Origin of the sequence: Halobacillus litoralis, from assembly GCF_009856445.1 — a bacterium.
Classification (GTDB): Bacteria; Bacillota; Bacilli; order Bacillales; family Halobacillaceae; genus Halobacillus; species Halobacillus litoralis.
On record NZ_WMFA01000007.1, the window covers coordinates 68,379 to 95,149 of the forward strand.

Annotated in this window: 24 protein-coding genes; 1 reads left to right on the forward strand and 23 read right to left on the reverse strand. The window is 42.7% G+C overall.

Going from position 1 to position 26,771, the window contains the following annotated elements:
• Positions 1-126: 126 nt before the first annotated feature.
• The 12 genes from GLW00_RS15385 to GLW00_RS15440 form a co-directional block, all read right to left on the reverse strand.
• A complete protein-coding gene (locus GLW00_RS15385; protein WP_160915514.1) occupies positions 127-651 on the reverse strand; it encodes a YfcE family phosphodiesterase in 525 nt (174 codons plus the stop codon).
• Positions 652-665: 14 nt separating this feature from the next.
• On the reverse strand, positions 666-1,259 hold the full coding sequence (locus GLW00_RS15390; protein WP_160915516.1) for an XTP/dITP diphosphatase: 594 nt from the start codon (positions 1,257-1,259) through the stop codon (positions 666-668).
• 1 nt (position 1,260) lies between these two features.
• Positions 1,261-2,019, reverse strand: coding sequence for a ribonuclease PH (gene rph, locus GLW00_RS15395; RefSeq protein ID WP_160915518.1), 759 nt, complete (start codon positions 2,017-2,019; stop codon positions 1,261-1,263).
• Between the two features lie 140 nt (positions 2,020-2,159).
• A complete protein-coding gene (locus tag GLW00_RS15400; protein WP_160915520.1) occupies positions 2,160-3,263 on the reverse strand; it encodes a GerMN domain-containing protein in 1,104 nt (367 codons plus the stop codon).
• A gap of 246 nt (positions 3,264-3,509) precedes the next feature.
• On the reverse strand, positions 3,510-4,331 hold the full coding sequence (gene racE, locus GLW00_RS15405) for a glutamate racemase (RefSeq protein WP_160915522.1): 822 nt from the start codon (positions 4,329-4,331) through the stop codon (positions 3,510-3,512).
• 21 nt (positions 4,332-4,352) lie between these two features.
• The gene (locus tag GLW00_RS15410) at positions 4,353-4,790 is read right to left on the reverse strand and encodes a MarR family winged helix-turn-helix transcriptional regulator (RefSeq protein WP_089652722.1); all 438 of its coding nucleotides are present in this window, start codon (positions 4,788-4,790) and stop codon (positions 4,353-4,355) included.
• A gap of 202 nt (positions 4,791-4,992) precedes the next feature.
• Entirely contained in the window at positions 4,993-5,217 is a 225-nt protein-coding gene (locus tag GLW00_RS20750; RefSeq protein ID WP_008635211.1) for a helix-turn-helix domain-containing protein, read from the reverse strand.
• 94 nt (positions 5,218-5,311) lie between these two features.
• The gene (locus tag GLW00_RS15420) at positions 5,312-5,962 is read right to left on the reverse strand and encodes a response regulator transcription factor (protein WP_160915524.1); all 651 of its coding nucleotides are present in this window, start codon (positions 5,960-5,962) and stop codon (positions 5,312-5,314) included.
• Entirely contained in the window at positions 5,959-8,283 is a 2,325-nt protein-coding gene (locus GLW00_RS15425) for a sensor histidine kinase (protein ID WP_160915526.1), read from the reverse strand. Before GLW00_RS15425 ends, GLW00_RS15420 begins: the two co-directional genes overlap by 4 nt.
• A gap of 761 nt (positions 8,284-9,044) precedes the next feature.
• The gene (sdhB, locus tag GLW00_RS15430) at positions 9,045-9,809 is read right to left on the reverse strand and encodes a succinate dehydrogenase iron-sulfur subunit (RefSeq protein ID WP_160915528.1); all 765 of its coding nucleotides are present in this window, start codon (positions 9,807-9,809) and stop codon (positions 9,045-9,047) included.
• Positions 9,810-9,823: 14 nt separating this feature from the next.
• The gene (sdhA, locus tag GLW00_RS15435; protein WP_160915530.1) at positions 9,824-11,575 is read right to left on the reverse strand and encodes a succinate dehydrogenase flavoprotein subunit; all 1,752 of its coding nucleotides are present in this window, start codon (positions 11,573-11,575) and stop codon (positions 9,824-9,826) included.
• Between the two features lie 62 nt (positions 11,576-11,637).
• A complete protein-coding gene (locus GLW00_RS15440) occupies positions 11,638-12,258 on the reverse strand; it encodes a succinate dehydrogenase cytochrome b558 subunit (protein ID WP_160915532.1) in 621 nt (206 codons plus the stop codon).
• A 291-nt stretch (positions 12,259-12,549) separates the two neighbouring features.
• Here GLW00_RS15440 and GLW00_RS15445 point away from each other — a divergent pair, with 291 nt between their 5' ends.
• Complete coding sequence (locus GLW00_RS15445) at positions 12,550-12,984, forward strand: YslB family protein (RefSeq protein WP_237417539.1); 435 nt, start codon at positions 12,550-12,552, stop codon at positions 12,982-12,984.
• A gap of 25 nt (positions 12,985-13,009) precedes the next feature.
• Here the strand turns inward: GLW00_RS15445 and uvrC are convergent, their stop codons facing one another.
• The 11 genes from uvrC to GLW00_RS15500 form a co-directional block, all read right to left on the reverse strand.
• Positions 13,010-14,809, reverse strand: coding sequence for an excinuclease ABC subunit UvrC (uvrC, locus tag GLW00_RS15450; RefSeq protein ID WP_160915534.1), 1,800 nt, complete (start codon positions 14,807-14,809; stop codon positions 13,010-13,012).
• Positions 14,810-15,026: 217 nt separating this feature from the next.
• Complete coding sequence (gene trxA, locus GLW00_RS15455) at positions 15,027-15,341, reverse strand: thioredoxin (protein WP_160915536.1); 315 nt, start codon at positions 15,339-15,341, stop codon at positions 15,027-15,029.
• Between the two features lie 133 nt (positions 15,342-15,474).
• Positions 15,475-16,455, reverse strand: coding sequence for an electron transfer flavoprotein subunit alpha/FixB family protein (locus GLW00_RS15460; RefSeq protein ID WP_160915538.1), 981 nt, complete (start codon positions 16,453-16,455; stop codon positions 15,475-15,477).
• 25 nt (positions 16,456-16,480) lie between these two features.
• Positions 16,481-17,254: an electron transfer flavoprotein subunit beta/FixA family protein gene (locus GLW00_RS15465; RefSeq protein ID WP_160915540.1), complete on the reverse strand. Its 774-nt coding sequence runs from the start codon at positions 17,252-17,254 to the stop codon at positions 16,481-16,483.
• A gap of 18 nt (positions 17,255-17,272) precedes the next feature.
• The gene (locus GLW00_RS15470; protein ID WP_160915616.1) at positions 17,273-18,046 is read right to left on the reverse strand and encodes an enoyl-CoA hydratase; all 774 of its coding nucleotides are present in this window, start codon (positions 18,044-18,046) and stop codon (positions 17,273-17,275) included.
• Positions 18,047-18,062: 16 nt separating this feature from the next.
• Positions 18,063-18,653, reverse strand: a complete 591-nt coding sequence (gene fadR, locus GLW00_RS15475; protein WP_160915542.1) for a fatty acid metabolism transcriptional regulator FadR — start codon at positions 18,651-18,653, stop codon at positions 18,063-18,065.
• Between the two features lie 101 nt (positions 18,654-18,754).
• Positions 18,755-20,458: a long-chain-fatty-acid--CoA ligase gene (locus tag GLW00_RS15480; RefSeq protein WP_160915544.1), complete on the reverse strand. Its 1,704-nt coding sequence runs from the start codon at positions 20,456-20,458 to the stop codon at positions 18,755-18,757.
• Between the two features lie 1,149 nt (positions 20,459-21,607).
• Positions 21,608-22,015, reverse strand: coding sequence for a DUF350 domain-containing protein (locus tag GLW00_RS15485; RefSeq protein ID WP_160915545.1), 408 nt, complete (start codon positions 22,013-22,015; stop codon positions 21,608-21,610).
• A gap of 23 nt (positions 22,016-22,038) precedes the next feature.
• Positions 22,039-24,384: an endonuclease MutS2 gene (locus GLW00_RS15490; protein WP_160915547.1), complete on the reverse strand. Its 2,346-nt coding sequence runs from the start codon at positions 24,382-24,384 to the stop codon at positions 22,039-22,041.
• An 18-nt stretch (positions 24,385-24,402) separates the two neighbouring features.
• Entirely contained in the window at positions 24,403-26,124 is a 1,722-nt protein-coding gene (gene polX, locus GLW00_RS15495) for a DNA polymerase/3'-5' exonuclease PolX (RefSeq protein WP_160915549.1), read from the reverse strand.
• 103 nt (positions 26,125-26,227) lie between these two features.
• Complete coding sequence (locus GLW00_RS15500; protein WP_146812625.1) at positions 26,228-26,770, reverse strand: CvpA family protein; 543 nt, start codon at positions 26,768-26,770, stop codon at positions 26,228-26,230.
• Position 26,771 lies beyond the last annotated feature (1 nt).

Below are 26,771 nucleotides of genomic sequence, written 5' to 3' on the forward strand. Positions count from 1 at the left end.
TCTATATTCTAGTTGTCTCATAAATTAACTTGTTGTGAAAACATTTTTTGTTGCTGTCTTGTGAAGCGGACAAGAACTATTATATTAAGGATACGGAAAAATGTCAACAGGGTTGCAGCAAAGAATTTAATTCTTCGCTGCAATTGCTGTTGTCATTTGTAAATCAGGCATTGGAACCCCGTTCACATGGTAAAATTGCAAGTGGGCGTCACTTACATCAGTCCATTCTAAAATTGCATAAGTAGGCTCTTCTCGATCTCTCGGGAGCCTTGCACTTCCAGGATTGATGAAGAGTGTGTCCCCAACTTTTTCGGCTCCTGCAATATGGGAATGACCGAAACACGCGACTTGCGCTCCAACTTCTTCTGCACGGTACGAGAGGGGCATTAAGGTTGATTTGATTTGATGCAAATGACCATGAACGACCAAAAACATCACTTCTCCTACTTGGAGGGTTTGTTCTTCTTCCATTTCTGGTTCGAAATCACAATTCCCTTTTGCATAAGAGAAGCCTTCAAGCTCTTTTGATTCATAAGCGAGTTCCGAATCTCCACAATGAATCATGGCATCAACGTCATGGTGTCGATCTTTGATTTCCATCACTTCGTTTTTTAAACCGTGGGTATCACTTAGAATTAAAACTTTCGGCATACGACTCACCTCGATTAGCTTTGAGTTTTCAACCACTCTTCGATTTTTTGTATGGCGTGGTGACGGTGACTGATTGCGTTTTTCTCTTCAGAGGAGTGTTCAGCCATCGTACGTAAAGATCCTTCCGGTATGAATACAGGGTCATAACCGAAACCATTTGTACCTTGAGGTTCGTTAGCGATCGTGCCCTCACACGTTCCTCTTTTAACAAAAGTATTCTCACCAGGTCTTGCCACCGCTACAGCGCACACAAACCTTGCTGTACGTTTTTCTTCAGGTACATCATTGAGCTCATTTAAAAGTTTTTCTGTATTTTTCTCGTCATCTTTCTCTATTCCTGCATAGCGGGCGGAATAAACACCTGGTTCACCATTTAATGCATCCACTTCCAAACCTGAATCATCAGCCACGACAGGCACTCCGAAATGTTCAGCCATAGCTTCTGCTTTAATGGCTGCATTTTCTTCAAATGTCGATCCTGTTTCTTCTATGTCAATGGAACGATCAATATCTAACAAGGATTTCACAGAAATATTGTATTTGGAAAACATCTGTCGGAACTCATCCACTTTACCTGGGTTCTTCGTCGCCACTATTAGTTCCTTCATTTTACTTAGTCGCCTCCGCTTTTGTACGAATGACCTCTGACCATTCTCCAATGGCTTCTCCCTGGAGTTTGATTAGATCTGTAACGCCTTCCTCAGCGAGGGACAACATCTTTTGCAGCTGCTGCATAGAAAATGTTGCTTCTTCTCCAGTACCTTGCAATTCAACAAATTCACCTTTTCCAGTCATGATGACGTTCATATCCACCTGGGCCTTGCTGTCTTCTTCATAGCAAAGGTCCAGAACTTCATCCCCGCCAGGCATGACACCTACAGAAATAGCAGTCAAGAAATCTGTAATCGGCAGCTCTTTAATTGTTTTTTTATTCACTAATTTGCCTAGTGCAATGACGACAGCAACAAATGCCCCCGTAATGGAAGCTGTACGTGTTCCGCCATCAGCCTGGATGACATCACAATCGACCCAAATCGTGCGTTCGCCAATTTTATCTAAATCTACAACCGCACGAAGGGAACGCCCGATTAAACGTTGAATTTCCATCGTCCGCCCGGAAACTTTCCCTTTTGACGACTCACGGATATTCCTTTGTTCTGTCGCTCTAGGCAGCATCGCATATTCAGCTGTAATCCAGCCCTTTCCTTGTCCACGTAAAAAAGGAGGTACACGATCCTCTACGCTGGCATTACAAATGACTTTCGTATCTCCAAAACTAATCAGCACGGACCCTTCTGGATGCTTCACATAATCCGTTTCGATTGTTACTTTTCTTAGTTCGTTGACTTCCCGATGATCATTTCTCATCAGTAACGACCTCCTTTTACCTACACCATTATCCTTGCCCATCTTAACACAAATTACATGCGTGAGGTAGTTAAAGCTCAAATGGAAAAGCGCCTCAAAAGCTTTTCACTTTTGAAGCGCCTGGTTACTAGATTTTGGGACTACATGGCTTCTGCACCATTGATATCCTGCCGTGTCACAGGTTCAGCCAACGGCTCTCCGGCTTCGTTGAACACTTGTTCGGTTCCATCTACATGAACTTCTACTGACTCTATATCCGCTTGATCGGTAAGGCTCATGACAAGACTCGCTAAAGCAGCATCAGATAAGGAGGGTTGCTCGTTCACACTGGTCAATATATTTTCATTGAATGAAACCGTAAGGACACCATTTTCAAGTTTAGACTTGACCAATTCTGCTCCTTCATTGAAAGGGTTCATCAATGCACTTCCGAGTTCAGGCCCTTCCAGTAATGCCTGTACCATGGCGGTATATTCGTCACTTTCTTTAGCTACACGAGTGGTCACCGGAACTTGATAAACCTGTTCCCCATTTTGGGCAGGGAAATAAACCGTGACCGCTTCACTGTTCATAATGTCTGTGTTGTTCCCAACACTGTGGTTGATCCCGTCAGCACGGGAGACCCCTTTAGAGATCGGGGTCCCGTCGACAGGCATGACTTGCTGCTCGTGACCGTTGATCCACAGTTTAATTCGTTTCACATTTTCGAACTGAGTCAGAGTATAAGTCATGGCTTGTAAAATCTTCTCTTCATCTTCAGCCGCGTAATTTTTGAAGTCTTCCGATACGTCTACCACAAGCGTTCCATCTTCTTTGGCGTTCACTCCGAGAATTTCTGTTCCAGCAGGAAGGACCGCTTCAAAACCATTTGGCAGTAAGTTGGTTACAGGCCCGTCTTTCACCATATACTCCAGTGCCTGTGTCGCCACCTCTTCTGATGCGGGCAGCTCTAAGGTCTGCGGGGCAACCATGCCGTTCGCGTCCAATAAATATACCTCACGAGCGACTGTGGCTGAAGAAGACTCCTCTTTAGTTCCTTCTCCTTCTTCCCCTTCTGTATTTTCACCTTCTCCTTCAGGTTGAGGTTCATCACTACTCGGATCTGGCGTTGTTGTAACCGCCTCTTCTGGTGTATCCATTTTCTCTAATGATTGCTCTCCTTCAAAAAGGCAGCCTGATAGTAACCCTGCACTCAACAGTAATATAACCGCGAGTATGAAGGGTTTGTAGCCGTAATTCTTCATAGTTTTCCCTCCTGAGATAGATTGTACTACCATATATACGAGCCCCTTGAGGGATTAGACCAGAAGATTTTATGAATGAAAATGGGATTTTTATTTAAAAAGAGTGAATACGTCTACCTGATTTTTTAATTCATATACCGGTGCCTGCCACCGTGGTTCCCAAAACAGTGACAGGCACCAAACATTTCTGTCCGGTGCCAGGCTTTGTATCCTTTCACAGCATTAGTTATAAAAAAAAGCCCTGCTTTAGTAAGCAGAGCTCGGAACATGTTCAATTTGAACAGATTTAAGAATTTGTACAGGTTCGTCAAACCAGCTGTTTGCAACTAGTCGGAACTTTTCCATATCTCCCGTCGTATAAAATTCATGGGCTGGAGAGGCATTGTCTTTCTCTAACAACTTATGATAAGCAAGGATCAAACTAGCCTCCCTTGCTGTTTCTTCACCGGAACTAATGACTTGGATATGACTTCCCATCTCTTTTTGCACGAGATCTTTAATCAAGGGATAGTGAGTACATCCTAAGATCAGTGTGTCGATATGATTCATTTCTTTTAGAGGCTGCAGGGTGTTGGAAACGATCCTTTCAGCTCTCGGACCGGATAGAATCCCGTCTTCCACCATTGGTACAAAAGGTGGGCAGGCAAGACCATTGACACGGATGTTTTGATCGATAGCTACGAGTGCATTCGGATAAGCTTTACTTTCAATTGTTCCTTCCGTACCGATGACACCAATTCGTTTATTACGACTGAACTTAATTGCTGCACGTGCACCAGGTTCAATGACACCGATCACAGGAATATTCAATGTTTCCTGAAGTTCTGTAAGCGTATAAGCCGTGGCTGTATTACACGCGATTACTAACATTTTAATTTTTTTCTCTAATAAGAAATTAACCATCTGCCATGTGAATGCTCGAACTTCCTCCTCTGACCTAGGACCGTAAGGACACCTTTTTGTATCACCTAAATAGAGAAAAGTCTCTTTAGGTAATTGGCGCATCAACTCTCTTGCCACCGTCAAACCGCCCACGCCTGAATCTATAACTCCTATCGGTTGTTTCAATTCGCATCCCTCTTTTATATCTTAGTTGTCTGTTTCCTTGTCTGTCTCTTTCATGTTTTCATGGAGAACGTGGAGTAAGCGGTTGAGTGTTTCTACGTCCTCTTCCGGCACGCCCTTCAAAACTTCTTCGAGGTAATTCTGGCGTTTCTCAATCACCTCATGGATGATTTTTTCTCCCTTTTCCAAGACATGAATACGAACAACACGACGGTCTTTAGGATCACGAACTCTTTCTACAAGCTCGTTCTTTTCCATACGGTCTACAAGGTCTGTTGTGGTGCTGCAAGCAAGGTGAATATAATTGGAGAGCTCTCCAATCGTCATGTCTCCCTTTTCTAAAAGCCACTGGAGAGCAACGAATTGTGGAGCTGTAATTGGATAATGATTTAAGATAACTCGTCCTCTTTGTTTAATAATTCCGGCTATGTATCTCAATTCTTTTTCTACATCAGCCATCATGGACGTCTGTTGTGATTTAGTCACATTCAGCACTCCTAACGAAAATACTTTATAAATTCCATTCTCATGGTTTGAGCAGAAAAATTCAAGGTCTAACTTCTCTTTATAAGAAAAACCCTTTCAGGTATGGCTGCGTCAAACGCGACCTTACCTGAAAGGACCCCCTCCATCTCAAAAGCAATGGTTTGCTGTTCTATGGAGATCACAATTCCAGTTCCCCCATACGCAGCAGTTCTACCACTGCCTGGGAACGTCCTTTCACCCCTAGCTTTTGCATTGCGTTCGAGATGTGATTCCGCACAGTTTTCTCTGAAATGAAGAGCTCTTTTGCGATCTCACGTGTCGTCTTATCCTGTACTAGAAGCTCGAAAACTTCTCGCTCCCGCTTGGTAAGAATTTGTGTTGGCCGATAGCCGTCCTCCTTCACAAGCGTACCCCTCCTTGTTGTCCCTGAGCTTATATGAGGGGAATCATTTAGTCTCTGTATCGTATGAACAGGGAGGTCGCCCTGTGCTACGCTTTCACGATTTAGACACAAGCCCGAGTTCTTGCGCTTTGAAGAGCGCCTCGGTTCGCGATCTAACATTCAGTTTATTAAAGATACCGGTCAACGTGTACTCCACGCTTCTTTGCGACATGTGAAGGGTTTGTGCAATTTCTCTGTTTGTAAAACCAGATGCCACTTCCTGTAAGATGGACTGTTCTTTTTCATTCAAAGAAAAACTATTACCTTTTTCTGTTTCAGAAGAGGTGGTGACACATGCCTCCGACCTTCTCAGTTGTTTAAATAAGTGTATAGGAATGACGACCTCATCCCTGCATGCACAGCGAATCGCGGTTACCAACTGCTCACTGGTCGCGGTTTTGCTGACAAATCCATTAATGTCTGCTTCCACCAACATATTGAAGTGGGTGTTCAAATCAAAACCTGTATAAATAAGGAGCTTCAGATCAGGATAAGACTTTCGTATTTTCTTCGCCAACTCGATCCCGTTTATTCCAGGCATGTATAAATCCAATAGAACAATCTCATAATTCTTTTCGCTTAAGAGGGGCTCTACCTGTTCATTTTCATGAGTAACATCCACTTGCATGTCCCCTTCTTGCTCGAGCATCGATTTCGTACCTGCTCCTACCGCAGGATGATCATCCACAATTAGCACATTCATCATACTTGGACCTCCCTTTTTATTTCGATCGGAAACGTAATCATCGTCTTAAATCCTTCGCCTGGTGAGGTTTCTATTTCCAGATGTCCATTTAAACCATTGACTCGTTGTTCAATGCCTGATAAACCAATATGCGAAAACAAATCACGTTGAACGGAATAGTCCATGCCTTTCCCATTATCGGAATATAAAAGCATGACATGATTCTCCTGGCTGGATAATGATAATTTTACGATTTTGGCATCAGAGTGTTTCATGGCATTCGTCAATAGTTCCTGAACAACTCGGAAGATCGCTAAGATCCGCTCTTGATCCAATTCTGCATCAAAGCGCTCATCTGTAAAATAAACCGTAAAGTTCGAGCGCAGCTGATATTGATGAATTAAATTCTTTAAGGATTGAACAAGCCCCATCTCCTCAATGAATGCAGGACGCAGCTCATTACATGTCTCCCGAATCAAGTGAATACTGTCTAGGAGAGACTCTTTATAAACCATTAACTCTGCGTGGAGACTTGGAGTTAAATCATTCCTTTGTCTAATCAAATCATCCATCTTTCGATAAAGGTACAGTTGCTCTTGCAAGACAGTGTCATGCAAATCAATGGAAAGTTGTTTTCTTTGATTTTCAGCGATTGTAAACAACAACCTTGAAAGCCAGGTAGGATACTTTTGTGTTTGATCGCTTCTCAACTTACGGAGTTCTTTTAATAGATCTTCAATCGTGTTCATATTTTGAATGGCAATGTTTGCATTATGGGAGATGGTTTGCAAATAGGTCTTCTCATCACGGTTTAAATTTGTGTAGTCTTTTTTCCCTTCACACCACATCATGGTCAGCTTTTCTAACGAGTAGCCTACAATGACCCCAAACCCTTTCTCCGTTTCAATCACCGATCCGATATCATAATGGTAATTGTTTAGATGCTCATCAAAATGGTCGATGATGTCCTTCGGGATTTGGTCATACACACAATACATATTGCGTTTGTTATGCTTGGAATAAATATAAATATCCCGAACATTCAGTACATTTTTCACTTCATCACGCATGACCTTCATTAAGTCGACTGCGTTGGATTGGTCTTTCATGTCCTGAGCCATTCGGTGCATGCTCTCCTGATAACCATAGCGAGCGGAAAACAAATAACGCTGAAGTTTGAAATCCAACACTTCTTTTACTGATAAGAATATGACCAATGAAGATTGAAACAATAAAAACATTTGAATATAACTGACGGCGAATAGATCTTCTTCAACCAGCCATCCAATGGTAAACATAAGAGCTAGGCTAGGGATGACAGAGAGGATCATATAGTACCGCACACGTGTCATGACAAAGTCAATATCAATCAATCTTTCCCTTGTTACCAAATACATGAAAGTAATTGGTAAAGCAATAAGGAACATAGCTCCCACTTCAAGTGAAATCACTTTCACTCCAAAAGCAAGGGCAGGAATCAGATAAAGAAAAATATAAGGAAAGAACGCAATCGTCATTCCTACAGCCATATATTTAAAAATAGGTCCCACAGCTGCACCTTTGTGAATAAACAGCCCCCGGTATACGATATAAAAAGATACAATATACAAAACTAAAAGCAAGAAACCAGGGATCGGCTCAAAAACAGCTGGGTAAGATTCAGTGATAAGGAAGTAGCCTTCAAGTAACGAAACAGCCCCAACAGTAATGTATAACAGATAAACAATTTTTTTAGAGAACCAATAAATATTCAATTCCTGAAAGTAATTATATAAAAAATGAATTAAAATCACAGGTGCAAATAAAAACAAGCCTGTGTTTAAAAACAAGCCGTAGAGATTATCTCTTACTGCCCCACTGTTACTTAAGTACCCTGTAGCAATTGCCAGGAAGAACAAAATCAACTGTTCCGCTGAATACCTTTTCGGGACCCGTTTATGAACCAAATAGGATATACCGAGGATAACTAAAAAGAAAAGAACAGGCAGTACAATATATAACAACCAATGAATCGGACTTGAATTTTCAATATCCGTGTAGGCCGTTTCCTGACCATTGTGCTGTATGGAAAAGGAATAGGCTCCCTCTAATTCATTGAACATAGAAACGGAACGATGCTCTTCTGGAGGGGCATTATTGATCGAATTGATTTCTCCTCCGAGCGGAACACTATGACGATCTCCCCAACTTCCTGTATGAACAGAAGTTACTACCCATTCTCCTTGCCTTTCCTTCACATCAATACCAAGGTATGGTTGTGTAATGGATAAAACAATCATATAACAAGCGGATAGGACGAAAAAGGATAGGACCAGCCACTGTGACCATTTGAAATTAAGCATATAAATCCACCTTCGTACATTATTCAACCATGTCTATTATACTATGGAACTTACAGCCGACAACCCATAGTCTTCTCCTTAAAATGTTATTAAGCTAAATGGCAGGTTTCTTGAAGACTCAGTTTCGAGACTTGTGCTGAGTGGATGGGGGCTGCGGGGAATGACTCGCTTTCCGCGGGAGCGCGGTGAGCCTCCTCGGACTGCGTCCTGTGGGGTCTCACCTAGCACTCTTTTCCCGCAGGAGTCTCGCCATTCCCCTCCGCCCACTTACCAAGGAAGATTCTCGAAACCACTACTTAAAAAATCAGCTCGTATGGTTGTGAGAAGTGAATGATATAAACGCTATCCCATTGACGTTTAGCAAACGCAAATACTTGTTACAGCGCACTATATACCCGCCTAGGGGAAAAGATTTGGAACCTAACTTATGAATACAAGTGTTCTAATCATCCACTTCCTTCAACCATTCAAGCTGACCCTTTAGAAGTGGTTTCGAGACACTTATATGGTCAAGGGGCGGAGGGAAACGGTGAGACTCCTATGGGACGTGTGGGACAGGTGAGACCCCGGAAGGCGTAGCCTAAGGAGGCTCATCGCCCGCCCCATGGAAAGCGAATCTTTTCCCGGAGCTCCTAGAACCACACAATCGTCTCGAAACCGAGTCTTCAAGAAAAGGGAGCGTTTGTGAAAGAGGTGAGTATTAGAGGTTGGCGTAAAAAAAGAAGCCTCCATGAAAAATGGAGGCTTCTTTCGTATTCATTTTAGACACGTTGGTCGCTTCCAAAGAAGCTTTTGAAAGATTCAATAGCTGTGTCACGGTTAAGTGCAGCAATGGAAGTCGTTAAAGGAATTCCCTTTGGACAAGACTGCACACAGTTTTGTGCGTTTCCGCAGCCCATGAGTCCTTCTTCATCCATAATTGTCTGCAAACGTTCACTCTTGTTCATTTCCCCTGTAGGATGAGAGTTGAATAAACGAACTTGAGATAATGGAGCAGGTCCAATGAAGTCCGATTTGCTATTGACGTTCGGGCAAGCTTCCAAGCATACTCCACATGTCATACATTTGGATAGCTCATAAGCCCATTGACGCTTACTTTCAGGCATTTTAGGTCCTGGGCCAAGATCGTATGTTCCATCAATTGGAATCCAGGCTTTTACTTTCTTCAATGAATCAAACATACGGCTGCGGTCAACAGCGAGGTCACGGTTGACTGGGAATGTCGTCATCGGAGCCAAACGGATCGGCTGTTCGAGTTGATCAACGAGGGCTGTACAGGATTGACGAGGAGTCCCGTTAATCACCATGGAACATGCACCACATACTTCTTCCAGACAACCCATATCCCAATAAACAGGAGTCGTCGGCTCACCATCTGCATTGACAGGGTTACGACGAATTTCCATAAGCGCAGAGATGACGTTCATATTTTCACGATACGGTATCTCGAATTTCTCTTCATAAGATGATTCATCAGGGTGGTCTTGACGAGTAATGATCATCGTGATCGTTTTATTTTCGCTCATGATCGTTACCTCCTTTATTTACTTTTCGAGTAATCACGTTTACGAGGCTCGATTAAGGATGTATCGACTTCGTCATAACGGAATACCGGCTTATTGTTTTCCTTATCAAAGCTAGCCACCGTCGTCTTCAGCCATTCTTCATCATTACGTTCAGGGAATTCAGGCTTGTAGTGGGCGCCACGGCTTTCATTACGGTTGTATGCGCCTTGAGTAATTACGCGAGCCAGTTGAAGCATGTTCCAAAGTTGTCGTGTGAACATCGCTCCCTGGTTACTCCAGCGAGAAGTATCATTGATATTGATTCGCTTGTAACGGTCCATCAATTCAACGATTTTCTCATCGGTTTTCAGAAGCTTTTCATTTTCCCGAACAACTGTAACGTTGTCCGTCATCCATTCTCCGAGCTCTTTATGAATCTGGTAAGCATTCTCGTCACCATCCATATTCATAATCGCTTCGAATTTATCCTGTTCTTCTTTTACTTTCTCTTCAAATAGCTTGGCTGTCATGTCATCTGCCAGCGTTTCCAATCCATCAATATATTTAACGGCATTCGGCCCAGCTACCATTCCTCCAAAAATGGAAGAAAGCAGTGAGTTGGCCCCAAGTCTGTTTCCACCGTGTTGTGTGTAATCACATTCTCCGGCAGCGAAAATTCCCGGGATATTGGTCATTTGGTCATAGTCGACCCACATACCACCCATGGAATAGTGAACGGCAGGGAAAATCTTCATTGGTACTTTTTTCGGATCGTCCCCTACGAATTTTTCATAGATTTCAATAATTCCACCAAGCTTGACGTCTAATTCCTTCGGGTCTTTATGAGATAGATCAAGGTAAACCATGTTCTCCCCATTGATCCCTAGCTTTTGATTGACACAAACATCAAAGATTTCGCGTGTTGCAATATCACGCGGGACAAGGTTACCATAAGCCGGATATTTTTCTTCTAAGAAATACCAAGGCTCTCCATCTTTATATGTCCATACGCGCCCACCTTCACCTCGAGCTGATTCACTCATAAGGCGCAGTTTGTCATCGCCAGGAATCGCTGTCGGGTGAATTTGAATGAATTCACCGTTTGCATAGTTTACGCCTTGCTGATAAAGCGCACCTGCTGCGGAACCTGTGTTGATGACAGAGTTGGTGGACTTACCGAAGATGATTCCTGGTCCCCCTGTTGCCATGATTACAGCATCTGCCGGGAAGGCTTTGATTTCATGGTCGCTAAGATTCTGACCAATGATGCCTCGTCCTACACCATTATCATCAACGATTGCGGATAAGAACTCCCAATTTTCATATTTGGTTACCAGACCATTCACTTCGTGACGTCGCACCTGCTCATCCAAAGCGTATAGAAGCTGCTGTCCGGTAGTTGCTCCGGCAAAGGCTGTACGGTGGTGCTGAGTTCCACCAAAGCGACGGAAGTCGAGCAGCCCCTCTGGAGTACGGTTGAACATTACACCCATACGATCCAGTAAGTGAATAATTCCTGGTGCTGCATCACACATCGCTTTTACTGGAGGCTGGTTCGCTAAGAAATCTCCTCCATAAACTGTATCGTCAAAGTGTTCCCATGGGGAATCGCCTTCCCCTTTCGTATTAACTGCCCCGTTAATTCCGCCTTGGGCACATACAGAGTGAGAACGCTTAACAGGAACAATGGAAAGCAAGTCCACGTGAACCCCTTGTTCTGCTGCTTTAATTGTTGCCATTAGGCCGGCTAAACCACCACCGACAACAACAATATTACGGTTTGTCATGATTGAAGCTCACTCCCTTGAATACTAAAAATCTACCGTTTCATGATTGAAATTTTCATTAATTATATGCCATATGCGAATTGAATAAGTGTACGAACACCAACATAAGAAATCGCAAGGAAAATGATGATGCTTGCATAGGTCATAATCTTCTGTGAGCGAGGTGAAACTGTGATTCCCCAGCTGACAAAGAACGACCAAAGACCATTTGAGAAGTGGAAAGTCGTTGAAACGACCCCTACTATGTAGAACCAAAAGAAGAAAGGTTCAGTAAGGATGCCTTCCATCAACGAATAGTTCAATTCTGCCCAACCGAAACCAATAGCAATTCTCGTTTCCCATACATGCCATGCAATGAATATGAGTGTGATGATTCCAGTGATCCTTTGGAAGATGAACATCCAGTTCCTAAAATAACCGAAGTTAGATAAATTACTTTTTGCTGTGAAAGCAATATACACTCCGTAAATAGAGTGGAACAACAGTGGTAAAAAGATAATGAAAATCTCCAGTACATAACGATATGGCAAGCTCTCCATAAAATGAGCTGCAGCGTTAAATGCTTCTGGTCCACGTGTTGCAAAATAGTTCACAGTCAAGTGTTGGATCAAAAAGATCCCGATTGGGACGACGCCCAAAAGTGAATGCAGTCTTCGATTAACGTATCCGCGTGTTCCCGCCATATTTACCCCCCTCAAGATGATAACAGTGTGAATATGAACATTTTTCAGACAGTTAAGCGCTTTAATTTAGCGTTAAAAATAATAGGAAAAGCCCCTCTTCCCTTACTACTCGTCTGACCAATGTACAATTTGTGACATGTTTATTGTACTTCTATCCCGTATGAGCGTCAAGAAAGCACGTTCATTATTTGCTCAAAAATACACATTTATTTCCTTTCGGTCAAAAGGAACAATTTTTATTGCACCGAACCTCTTTTCGAGTGATAATAAGGAGAGAAAGGACTGAGCGTTTTGAAAGAATCTACGAAGCTAACAACAGGCAACATTTCATCGCTTGTAGGGACAGGCGCAGGTTTTGATCTGATGCGTTATTACACCCTCCCGGATTTCTTAGGGAAAGATGCCCCCTACCTCCTTTATTATATGGGGAAAAACATGGCTAGACAGACAGAGATCAGTACCCTGGATGAGCTCTATGAATTTTTCCAGTACATGGGCTGGGGGGAACTTATCTTAGTCAAAGAAAAAAGAAAAGAATTGATTTTCAACTTGAGCGGCCATATGATAGAAAAGCGGCTGAACCAGAAGATGTTCGAGGTCGACTTCCGCATGGAGTGTGGCTTCATGGCAGAAATCATCTGCCAAATTTATGATCATACATATGAGTGTTTTGAAGAGAAAAATCACAAAGAAAACTACGTCGAGATTACAGCGTTAAAAGGATAAATAAAGAAAAATAAAGAACCAGCTGTTATTCTTCAGCTGGTTCTTCTACGTTATCTTGATTAAGGTGGATAAGAATGGTGTTAGCTACAGGTTCCGGAACACCCAATTTGGTAATATCCTCAATATCTGCATTTTTTATCTCTGTCACAGATTTAAAGTGTCTAAGCAACAGCCGCCTACGTTTCTGTCCCACACCTGGAATACGATCCAGTTCAGATTGAATGGCACCCTTTCCACGAAGCTGACGGTGAAAGGAAATAGCGAATCTGTGTACTTCATCTTGTATCCTCTGGACTAGATAAAATTCTTGAGACTGACGATCAAGATCGATAGGTCTCGGAGGCTCTCCGTATAATAACTCACTGGTTTTGTGTTTATCGTCCTTAGCTAAACCGCATAGAGGAACATCCACACCCAGTTCATTTTCAAGTACATCAAGAGCGGCCGTCATTTGACCTTTCCCTCCATCAACGACGATTAAGTCTGGAAGGGGCAGGTCTTCTTTTAACACCCGCTTATACCTCCTTCGAATCACTTCTCTCATGGTTTCATAATCGTCAGGACCTTCTACATCCCTGATCTTATACTTTCTGTACTCTTTCTTCTGCGGTTTTCCATCAATGAAAACAACCATCGCAGAAACAGGGTCGGCCCCTTGAATATTGGAGTTATCAAAAGCTTCGATCCGATGTGGCGTTTCAATATGCAGATGCTCTCCTAATGATTCAACGGCTTTGATAGTCCGCTCTTCATCCCGTTCGATTAAGGCGAATTTTTCTTCCAGAGATATTTTGGCATTTTTCATGGCAAGCTCGACCAATTCTTTTTTTCTACCACGCATTGGGATAAGAACTTTTGTGTCTAAGGCTCCCTCCAAGACATCCACGTCGGTCGCGACAGGCACGAGAACCTGTTTAGGGTATGGATGGTTTTGATGCAGGTAGAAGCGTCCGATATAGCTGATGAAAGTTTCTTCTGGGTCGTCGAAAAATGGAAACAGCGTGACATCCCGTTCTATGAGTTTGCCCTGGCGGACGAAGAAGACCTGAACACACATCCATCCTTTATCATAAGAGTAACCAAAAATGTCTCTGTCCACTTGATCATTCATTGTCATCTTCTGCTGTTCCATGACAGATTCAATGTGTTCAATTTGATCTCTTAATTCTTTGGCACGTTCAAAATCAAGTTCTTCAGAGGCCTCAAGCATTCGCTTTTTCAAATCTTTTTTGATTTCTGTATGACCGCCATTTAGAAAAGACGTTATATTTTGAACAATATCTTCATTTGTTTTTTTGGAGACCTTATACTCGCATGGGCCCAGGCACTGATGCATGTGGTAATAAAGACAAACACGGTCGGGCATGGTATTACATTTTCTTAATGGATACAATCGATCCAGGAGCTTTTTCGTTTCTCTTGCAGCAATGACGTTGGGATAAGGACCAAAATACTTTCCTTTATCTTTTTTCACATTTCTTGTGACAATCAGCCTAGGGTGTCTTTCTGCTGTCACCTTTAGATAGGGGTACGTTTTATCGTCTTTTAATAAAACGTTGTATTTGGGATCATATTTTTTGATTAAATTCATTTCCAGAATTAGAGCTTCAATCTCTGAATTGGTCACAATATATTCAAAGTTGATGATTTCACGTACAAGTCTTTGCGTTTTACCGTCATGTGCTCCGGTAAAATAGGAGCGCACTCGATTTTTTAATACTTTAGACTTCCCTACGTAAATGACAGTATCATTTTTATCCTTCATAAGATAGCAACCGGGCTGGTCCGGTAGTACAGCCAGCTTTTCTTTAATCGTTGAGTTCATATAGGTTCACTCCATGACGTAGATTATATATTGAAAAAATACCACAACTATGGAACAAGTATGCAGGCTCAATGCGCACAAAACCAACTTAAGCAACGTCTCGATTTATTGAAAGTAAATATCAAGAAGCTGCTTAAGATCTTGAACCTGAGTATATCCTGAAAGATGATGAAAGCCGCGCTGCTTGGCAACGCGGCTTTCAAAGTAATTTCGTTCATTAGGAATGTTTTTGAATCAATTCAGCAAGGGCTTCTTTCGGTTGGAAGCCGATGACCTGATCCACGACTTGACCATCTTTGAAAAGAAGAAGTGTCGGGATACTCATAACACCGAACTTACCAGCTGTTTCTTGGTTTTCGTCAACATCCAGTTTGACGATTTTTACTTGATCGCTCATTTCCGCATCCAATTCCTCTAATACGGGTGCAATCATCTTACAAGGGCCACACCATGGTGCCCAGAAATCAGCTAGGACAAGACCCTGGCCTGTTTCTTCAGTAAAGTTTTGATCAGTTGCTTTTACAATTGCCATTGTATAATTCCTCCTCGACCTAATAGTCTGTTAAGAGTATATCACTATCTATTTTTAGTGACTAACAATTTGTTTATACCTTATTTAAACATGGAATAAAGCCGAAGCCAAATATTTGGCTTCGACTTTATGGTTAGGCGTTGACTTTCATTTCTTTAATTTCTTCAATTAATTTAGGAACGACATCGAACAAATCACCAACGATTCCGTAATCAGCAACATTGAAAATGTTCGCTTCCGGATCCTTGTTAATCGCCACAATGACTTTTGAGTTCGACATTCCGGCTAAGTGTTGAATCGCCCCGGATATACCACATGCAATATATAAGTCTGGCGTAACGACTTTACCAGTTTGACCGATTTGTAAAGAATAGTCACAGTAACCCGCATCACAGGCTCCGCGTGATGCACCGACGGTACCACCGAGAACCTCAGCGAGTTTCTCAAGTGGTTCGAAACCTTCCGCACTCTTCACACCACGACCACCGGCGACGATCACTTTCGCTTCTGAAAGGTCGATACCATCCGAAGACTTGCGCAGGACATCTTTTATAATTGTACGGATATTTGAAATCTGCACTTCTTTTTCGGATACGTTTCCAGCTAAGGAATCATCTCGTGTAAGGGGTGGAATGTTATTTGGACGAATCGTCGCAAACACGAGTCCCTCTGTAACCATTTTCTTTTCAAAAGCTTTTCCGGAATAGATGGGACGTGTGAAAACAATGTCTCCACCTTCCGCGACTACCTCAGTAGCGTCTGAAATAAGTCCGGATTCAAGCTTACTGGCAAGTTTAGGAGTCAAGTCCTTACCAATTGCCGTATGACCCATGATTATTCCTTCTGGTGATTCATCCTCGATCACTTGATAGACGGCTTGGCTGTATCCATCAGATGTATACGTTTTCAATTCTGGGTTTGAAACAGTGATGACTTTGGATGCTCCATAGTAAACCATTTCCTGGCCCATTTCTTTCAAGTCGCCATCTCCACATAGGACACCCACGACTTCTCCCCCGTCACTGACGATATTTGCTGCCGCAATGGCTTCAAATGTAACATTACGAAGAGATCCTTCTCTAGCTTCCCCGATCACCAACACTTTTTTACTCATAAAGATTCTCCTTTCCCTTGTCTATTTACAGTACTTTGGCTTCTGTTTTTAATAAAGATACAAGTTCTTTTACTTGATCGTCGACTTCTCCTTCGAGTACTTTCCCTGCTTCTTTTTCAGGTGGAAGGAAAATTTCAGTCGTCTTGGTTTTTGGCTCTACGTCGTCTTCATCCAAATCTAAATCATCAATTTCAAGTTCCTCAAGCGGCTTCTTCTTCGCTTTCATGATCCCAGGCAAAGAAGGGTACCTCGGCTCGTTCAAACCTTGTTGACATGTCACCAGGACAGGAAGTGTCGTTTCAACCTTTTCGACATCCCCTTCAACATCACGCTCAATATTTACGGTCGTACCATCAACTTTGATATCCGTGATTGTCGTCACACAAGCCATATCCAGACGTTCGGCAAGACGAGGACCTACTTGACCGCTTGCTTCATCAATGGCTACGTTTCCTCCTAGAATAATGTCGACTTCTTTATCTTCAAAGAACGCTTCAAGAATCTTAACCGTTGTAAATTGATCGCCTTCTTCAAGGTCATCTTCTGTATTAATCAGAACTGCTTTATCCGCTCCCATAGCAAGAGCTGTGCGAAGCTGTTTCTCTGCTTCTTCTTCTCCAATTGTCACGACTGTCACTTCTCCGCCGTGCTCGTCACGAAGGTTAATCGCTTCTTCCACCGCATACTCATCGTATGGGTTGATGATGTACTCTGCGCCATCATCAGCAATCACACCATTACTAACAGAGATTTTTTCCTCTGTGTCGAATGTTCTTTTCAACAAAACGTAAATATTCATGTCTATATACCTCCTGGACTATTGATTTTTAAATTCTGGTTTTCTTTTTTCAATAAAAGCTTGGATGCCTTCTTTAGCATCTTCATTCCCAAATACTTCTCCAAAGGCTTCTGCTTCTGCATTGTTACCCGCTTCAAACTGAGAAGTGTGAGCATAAGGGATCAACTTCATGACATGATGAATGGACGGCCCGCTTTTCTCTGAGATCGTTTGAGCCAAATTTTCGGCTTTCTCAAAAAGTTCCTCACTGGAAAAACTTTGATTAGCAAGACCTAACCGGGCAGCTTCTTCCCCAATAATTGGAACACCTGTGAGAATCATTTCATAAGCTTTTGCTGTACCAACGTACCTTGGTAACCGTTGGGTGCCTGCAAAGCCAGGGACTATCCCAAGATTCAATTCAGGCAATCCTAACTTTGCATCATCGGCTACGTACCGGATGTGACAGGACATGGCGAGTTCGAGTCCTCCACCAAGGGCCGCCCCATGAATAGCAGCAATTACGGGGATGTGGAAATTTTCAATCCTGCTGAATAATTGCTGCCCCTTAGCTGCCAATCCTTTGTAATCATCTTCTCCTTGGAGAGATGTAAATTCTTTGATATCTGCTCCTGCAGAGAAGAAACGTCCTTCCCCTTTAAGAAGGATAGCTTTTATGGAAGGGTCGCTTTCGATTTGATCCAGTTCCTTGGAAAGGTCTTGAAGAATGGAACTGGACAGAGCATTTGCTGGCGGACTCTGAATTGTAATTTCTGCTACATTGCCTTTCACTTGTGAAGTTAAAGTCGACAAATCATCATCACCTTTCTCACTTATCATGACGGGCTAATCCATTCACAATTAAGCTATGGACTTCTTCAGCCTGTTCTTCTATGTTATATCGCTGCTCGTTCATGACCCAGTTTGTCACCGTCTCATCCATCGTCCCAAAAATCATTTGACGTACAAGACGGCGATCCAGGCCACTGCGGAACAACTCCTCTTCGACACCTTCTTCGACAATTTGATCAATGACGTTCAAATAGCGCTTCAATACATAGTTGATTTTTTGCCTCAACTCTTTATTCGACTGGCGCAATTCCAACTGTGTCACAATTGCCAGATGGTGATCGGCAGCCAGCTGTTCAAAATGTGTTTGGATTAATGTCAGAAGTTTTTGCTCCGCTGACTGCTTTGAGGTTGTTTCCTGCTCAATCTTTTCTATGAATTGCCCCATTTTTTCTTGAAACAATGATACAAGGATATCTTCCTTGTTTTTAAAATAAAGATAGATGGTTCCATCTGCCACTCCTGCTTTCTTTGCAATCTTAGAAACTTGAGAAGAGTGGTAGCCATTTTCAGCAATGACTTCGACAGCTGCATCAATGATTTGCTTGAATTTCGGTTTATTTTTCTTCAATGGTATATCTCCTTGCTATTGCGAACTGAAAAATGAATGAATCATCATTCACTTATTATTCTACAAGCAAAGAAATATTCTGTCAACTTTCTTTTTGGAGTTTATTGAATACTCTCGGATTCCTCATACTTACGCTTTTCTTCATCGATTAAAGTCCTCCTTAAAATTTTACCAACCGCTGTTTTCGGTAGCTCGCTTCTGAATTCATACAATCTTGGAACTTTGTAAGAAGCGATGTTTTTACGGCAGTATTCATTTAGTTCGTCTTCTGTAATTTCGCTGCCCTGTTTTTTAACAATGAAGGCTTTTACGGTTTCCCCACGGTACGGATCAGGAACTCCTACAACAACAGCTTCCTGAATTTCAGAATGCTCATAAAGGACTTCTTCCACTTCACGAGGGTAGATGTTATACCCACCTGCGATTATCATATCTTTTTTCCGATCGACAATATAGAAGTAACCGGCATCATCCATATACCCCATATCTCCAGTACGGAACCAGCCATCTTCACTGAGTACTTGGGCCGTTTCTTCGGGTTTGTTCCAATAACCTCTCATCACTTGAGGACCTTTCACGACAATTTCTCCGATTTCCCCGTTCTCAGCCTCTTCATCAGCATCCATCTTGTAGATCTTCGCGTCTGTATCCGGCCATGGCACTCCGATACTTCCACTCATACGCTGCCCCCATACAAGGTTGGAGTGGGTAACTGGAGAGGTTTCGGTCAACCCATATCCTTCAACAAGACGTCCACCAGTTACAGCTTCAAAGCGTTCTTGTACCTCAACAGGTAATGGTGCTGAACCACTGATACAGGCTTCAATGGAAGAAAGGTCATATTTTTTTAAATTCGGATGGTTCAATAATGCGATATAAATTGTCGGGGCTCCAGGGAATAACGTTGGTTTTTGTTTATCGATCACTTTTAAAACATCTTCAGGCTCAAACTTTGGCATAAGTATCATTTTGTTCCCCATCATGACAGACAGGTTCATAACCGAGGTCATTCCGTAAACATGGAAGAACGGCAAAATGGCGAGAACAGTTTCTTCACCGTCCTTGCATTTGTACAACCATTTCTTAGACATTTGTGTGTTAACAATCAAGTTATAATGAGTAAGCATGACACCTTTCGGAAATCCGGTCGTTCCTCCGGTGTATTGCAATAATGCCAGGTCCTCCTTAGGATCAATCTCTACCTCTTCTACATGTCCACTTGCGTTTTTTAAGATATGAGACCACAGATGGGTGTCAGTAGATTGCTCCGGTTTAACAAGCACTTGGTACTGACGTTTTTGGATGTAAGGGTATATTTTGTTTTTTGGGAAAGGAAGGTAATCTTTAATACCTGTCACGATGATGTGTTCAAGAGGGGTATCAGGCTTGATATTGGCAGCCTTTGGATAAAGGACATCAAGACAAATAATCATCTTGGCGCCGGAATCCTTCATTTGATACTCCAATTCCCTTTCCATATAGAGAGGGTTCGTCTGAACAACGATTCCTCCAGCCATCAAAACCCCATAATAGGAAATGACGGATTGAGGACAGTTCGGCAGCATGATGGAAACACGATCGCCTTTTTCCAACCCTAGGTCTTGCAAATAGCTCGCTAATGCCTGGGCCTGTTCATAGATTTCTTTATAATCCAACTCCTTCCCCATAAAATAAAGCGCTTTCTTTTCTCCGTACGTTTCAGCACTTTCCTTAAGGTAATCATGGAGTGGTTGTTCTTTGTAATCAATGGTGACAGGGACTTCTGGTGGATACAACTTGTGCCATGGACGTTGAAAATCACTCATTTTGACAGACCTCCCTAATAATTGTCTTCTCTCCTATTATAACGACTAAAGGCTCATATTTGAATTATTATTTAAAAAATTGAAAATATTACCCTTCAAATCAATCACCTTCTTACACATAAGCACCTATACTTGAGGACTCAGTTTCGAGATGTTCGTGGGATTCTAGGGCTCCGGGAAAAGGTTCGTCTTGCTTCATCGTCCAGACACTCGCGTCATAAGCAGAACAGCAAAGGAATGAAAAACACATTCCTTTGCTGTTCTGCTTATGCCAGTCGTGTCTACCAGGACGATTCCGCATTTGAAAGCTTTCCATGGGGCGGGCGGCGAGCCTCCTCAGGCTACGCCTTCCGGGGTCTCACCTGTCCCACACGTCCTTTTGGTTATCCGGTTCCGGCGCCTAGCGGCTAGTGAGACTTCCCTCACTTCTGTACGATAAGTCAACATCGAATCGCTACGCTCTCCGTGTTTCCTTTATCTCCGCCAGCTCAGTCCAGTCCATACGCCGCTGATCGAGGCGCCTCCACACTTAAAGTAGGAGGCTCACCGTTTCCCTCCGCCCCTTTACCTTATAAGTGTCTCGAAACCACTTCTAAAAGGGTCAGCTTGTATGGTTGAGGGAAGTGGATGATCAGAGCACCTGTATTCACAAGTAAGGTGCCAATCCTTCTCCCCTAGGTGGGCGTATAGTGTGTTGTATCAAGCATTACGTTTGCTAAACGTCAATGGGGTAGAGTTTACATCGTTCACTTCTCATAACCATACAAGCTGATTTTTCCAGTAGTGATTTCGAGACTCTGATATAGCAAAAGGGCGGAGGGGAATGGTGAGACTCCTGCGGGAAAAAACTCCTTGGTGAGACCCCACAGGACGCAGTCCGAGGAGGCTCACTGCGCTCCCGCGGAAAGCGAGCTATTCCCCGCAGCCCCCATACACTCAACATAAGTCTCGAAACTGAGTCTTCAACAATCCTGCCATATACTTTAATAACTACTATTAAATGAACAAAAAACAAGAAGCCCGTTTAGTTGGGGGCTTCTTGTTGGATGATAATTTCTATTTATATGATAAAAAACAGGATGCCGACGATGAGAAATACTGCGGCAACGACCATTAATATTTTGGCTAAGGTTTCCACTGTCTCTCTCCTTAAATGATATTCGCTCCAATTACATACGAAAGCCCGATGGAAATGACTAAGGATATGAATCCTACGGCGCGGTTGTCATTTGCAATTTCCTCATCAATCTTAAAAGATGGGGTTAAGAATTCAAAGATGAAATAACCGCAAAGGAGAAGAGCAAATCCATACAGGCCCCAGCCCATCGTTTGAGTGAGCGAGTCATTATGTTCAATTGAAAAACGAAAAATGTTTGCGATTCCAAATAGTTTACCCCCGGTTGCCATCGCTACAGCAATGTTGCCCCTTTTGATTTCTTCCCAGTTATTATAAGAAGTTACGATCTCAAAAATCGCCATAAAAAGAACTAAACACAAGACCACAACACTGTAACGAGCGGCGGTTTCCACTAACGTGTATTCCCAAAAATTACTCATTCCTCCGCTCCCTTTTTAACGAATTATCGAAACTCTAATACGGTCACTCCACTTCCACCTTCATTCATGCCTCCTGACCGATGACTGGAGATGCTGCGGTGGTTCTTTGCAAAGTTCTGCACGGCCGTGCGAAGAGCCCCCGTTCCTTTACCATGAATAATGGATACTCGTGGGTAACCTGCTAAAAGAGCGTCATCAATATACTTTTCTAGCCGATTCAACGCATCTTCATAACGCTCGCCCCGTAAATCAAGTTCTGTTTTCACATGAAAGTTCTTGCCTTTAACTGTCGCCATTGGCTTTTCCTTATAGGGTTGCTTTGCCTTCACAAATTCGAGTTCTTTTCGTTTAGCTTTTACTTTCATTACACCAACCTGAACCTGGTATTCGTTCTTACCTGTCTGTTCCACAATGGTTCCTTGCTGGTTGAGAGTCAGTAGCTTCACTTCATCTCCAGGATTCAATTCTCTCGACTCTTTCTTAGGTGCAGGAGCTGCTTTCGGTTTCTTCTTTGCAAGTTCAGGCTGCGCTTCATCAAACATCTTGCGCGCTTCAATCCATTCGTGCTCTTTCATTTGTGCCTGTGATTTCATGTTCCGTATTTCGCCAACAATCGATTCCGCTTCTTCTCTAGCCTGGCGAATGGCTTTTTCTGCTTTTTGCTCCGCTTTCTCATACAACTTTTCACGCTGATCTTCGAATTGGTCCCATTTATGTTTCAATTCATTTCGGAGTTCTTCCGCTTCTGCAAGCAATCGTTCAGCTTCTTCATAATCCTGCTCTGCCCCGCGCTTAGATTCTTCCAGGGAAGCAATCATATTTTCAACACTCTGAGAATCCACACCGACATGACCCTTGGCGGACTCGATCACTGATTCTCTTAAGCCGAGACGCCTGGAAATTTCAAAAGCATTACTCCGACCTGGAACGCCAATCAACAGGCGGTAGGTAGGTTTAAGTGTTTGAATATCAAATTCGACAGAAGCGTTGATCACGTCTGGGCGATTATAACCATAAGCTTTCAATTCCGGATAGTGCGTCGTCGCGATGACACGGGCTTTCCGGTTGACTACCTCATCTAAGATCGACATCGCAAGAGCTGCTCCTTCTTGCGGGTCCGTGCCTGCACCTAGTTCATCAAATAAAACAAGGGACTGTTCATCGACTTTGTCCAAAATGTCTACAATATTGGTCATGTGAGAAGAAAAAGTGGATAAACTTTGCTCGATGGACTGTTCATCACCAATGTCTGCATAAACTTCTTTGAATACAGCCATCTCACATCCATCCAAAGCAGGTACCTGTAACCCGGACTGTGCCATCAGTGTGCACAAGCCTACAAGTTTGAGAGTAACTGTTTTTCCTCCAGTGTTAGGTCCAGTAATAACAATCGATGTATAATCCGTACCTATTTCGATGTCATTCGGAACGACTTCATCCTCAGAAATAAGTGGATGTCTTGCTTGTTTCATATCGATACGGCCTTCATCATTCATCTTAGGCATGGCTGCTCGCATCTGCTTACCTAACTTAGCTCTGGCAAACATGAAATCCATATGACCCAACAGTTGAACATTTTCATATAAAGGTTCATGATTTTCCGCAATCGCCTCAGAAAGTTCTTTTAAGATTTTTTCAATCTCATTTTTTTCTTGAACACGAGCTTCTTGCAGCTGGTTATTCAAGTCTACGACTGTTTGCGGTTCTATGAACAATGTCGCACCAGAGGATGATTGGTCATGGACAATGCCGCCTATGGACCCACGATATTCCTGCTTTACAGGAAGAACATAACGTTCATTTCGTATGGTAACAATCGCATCGGAAAGCATTTTTGACTTAGATTTTGTGAAAGACTCCATTTTGTCCCTTACACGGCTCTCATAAGTCCGGATCTTCGAACGGATGGATCGCAATTTCTCTGACGCTCCATCCATGACCCCTCCATGATCATCGATACAGTTTCTGATATCGCTCTCGAGTTCCCTTAATGGGGCGATTGAAGATACCATTTCTCTCAAAATAGGCATCTCGGGTTCTTCCATATCTTCAATAAAACGTTTGAGTTGTCTACCTCCATATATGGTACTGGCGACATCCAGGCATTCTAATGCACTGAGCGTGCCGCCGATGGTAGTCCGCTTCAAGCTTGGCTTGATATCAAATATACCACCAAGTGGGACATGACCTTTCAGACGCAGGACTTGGCCAGCCTCATCCGTTTCCAATTGTAAGTGGCGGACCTCTTCTAGATCAGAAGATGGTTTTAAGGCGGCTGTTTTTTCTTTCCCCAAGGAAGACGCCGCTTGTTCGTTCAATTGTTCTATGATTTTTTTAAATTCTAGTACATGAAGGATGCGTTGATTCATGTGTAACCGTCTCCTTTATTACTCCTTATGGCTGTTGAACTTATCCATCAACTGTTGTTTCGTCCACGTATTGATGACTGTATCTTTTCTAAGCCACCCTTTTCGCGCTGCACCAATTCCTATTTCCATATGCTCCAACATAGGATAACTGTGAGCATCTGTATTAACAGCAATGTTCAAGCCCTCTTCCTGGGCTCTCATTAACCATTCCCAACTCAAATCTAACCGGTTAGGATTCGCGTTAAGTTCAAGAATTGTTCCTGTTCTCTTCGCCCCTTCAATCAATGCTTCAAGGTTCACGTCGTAGCCTTCGCGACGACCTATTAAACGTCCTGTCGGATGAGCAATCATATGAACATGAGGGTTTTCTAGAGCGTTGGTCAACCTTTCCATGATTTGATCCTGGGATTGCTGAAAACTTGAGTGGATGGATGCGATGACAAAATCCATTTCTTTCAGGAACTCATCATCAAAATCCATGGTTCCATCTGGAAGAATGTCCATTTCAATGCCGGCAAAGATATGGAAATCTTCCATTTCAGCATTCACCTTTTCAATCTCTTTCCTTTGCAAGCGTAAACGTTCTTCATTCAATCCATTTGCTACACGCAAATATTTCGAGTGATCGGTGATTGCGATGTACTCATACCCTTTCGCTTTTGCTCTCTCAGCCATCTCTTTGATGGACTGTGCTCCATCGCTCCAAGTCGAGTGCATATGAAGATCCCCGCGAATATTCTCCAATTCCACGAGTTCGATAGGTTCCTTGAATTTCTCAACTTCCCCATAATTTTCTCTTACTTCAGGGGGAATGAAATGAAGACCAAAGTGTTGGAAGAATTCTTCTTCCGTTTCAAACGTTTGGACTTCTCCCGTTTCCACTTTTTCAATACCATACTCACTTATTTTTTCATCGTTTTCTTTTGCCAGCTGTCTCATTGCGACATTATGATCTTTGGACCCTGTGAAATGGTGTAAGGTCGTAGCAAACTCTTCTGGTGCAACAATACGGAAATCAATACCTATATCATAACCCTCGTTAACGACCACAGAAACTTTCGTCTCACCTGAGGCGATCACTTCTTTTATATCTGGATACGCCAGTAGTTCATCTCGAGTTTCAACAGCATTTTCAGAAGCAATGATAAAATCAATATCTTTAATCGTTTCACGCATTCTCCTTAAACTTCCCGCTCTTGAGAACCGGGTGAAAGTTTTTCCCTGTTCAAGAAAATGCTCGATTTTTTCTGCTAGTGGAAGCATGAGAGCAATCGGCAGGCGTTCTGGACGTGCTCCCGCTTCTTCAATCGCCTTCAACATCTTTTCGGCAGACTTTTTCCCGAAACCGTCCAATTCTTCCACTTTCCCAGCTTCCAGAGCTTCTTTCAATGTTTCTGCATCGGTCACACCTAATTGTTGGTAAAGCTTCGCCAATTTCTTACCGCCGAGACCTGGAAGGTCAAGCAATGGGACTAGACCGGCAGGAACTTCTGCCTGTAATTGTTTTAATGTATCTGATTCTTCGTTTTCTAAGTATTCATCAATGACCGTTGCCGTTCCTTTACCGATTCCTTTCATTTTAGTGAAATCATCAATCTCACTTAAAGATCTGTCATCACGCTCTAAAGCTTGCGCAGCCTTACGGTAAGCAGAAATTTTAAAAGGGTTTTCCCCTTTCAACTCTAGGTAAACAGCGATTTTTTCCAATAGTTTAATGACTTGTTTCTTATCGATAGTCATGTTTATCGACTCCTTCACGTTTTATCCTGTTTTCAAGATGAAAAAGAGCCGCCATGATCATAATCATAGCGGCTCTCCCTGTACTTTCATCCTAACGCCTTACTCAGCCGGCTACATGTTCAATCCACAGCGTTTTCAATTGTTCTGAAAAGACTGGTGTGTGTTCGATGATCAGCTGTGCAAGTATCGATCCGTCCAAAGCACTTTGCACCCCAGCCAGAGGTACAAGCGCCGCTATGTACAGCACCACGAATAAGATGACATAATTTTCAATAAAGCCTAAAATTCCACCTAACAACGTATTCAAAGAATGCAGGATCGGCAATTCTGAAACAAAGTCCAACATGGACGCAATAATATGTAAGATGATTTTGGCTCCAAAAAAGATAATCGCAAAAGCAACAGCGTTATAAAAGGCTTGTTCCAAAGGCAGATTTTCTAAGAAGATCGCCCAGGAAGAATCTTGTGGCAGTTCAGGATAGGGTACCCATAACGTCAGTTTCGGCGCGAGGTCATCATAGTAGATAACAGCGAGTACAAAAGCTACAATAAATCCAATGAGATGGAAAAGCTGAAGGATAAAACCTCTTTTCAACCCCGTTATTACACCAATAAACAAAATAAACAACAACAATAAATCAATCATT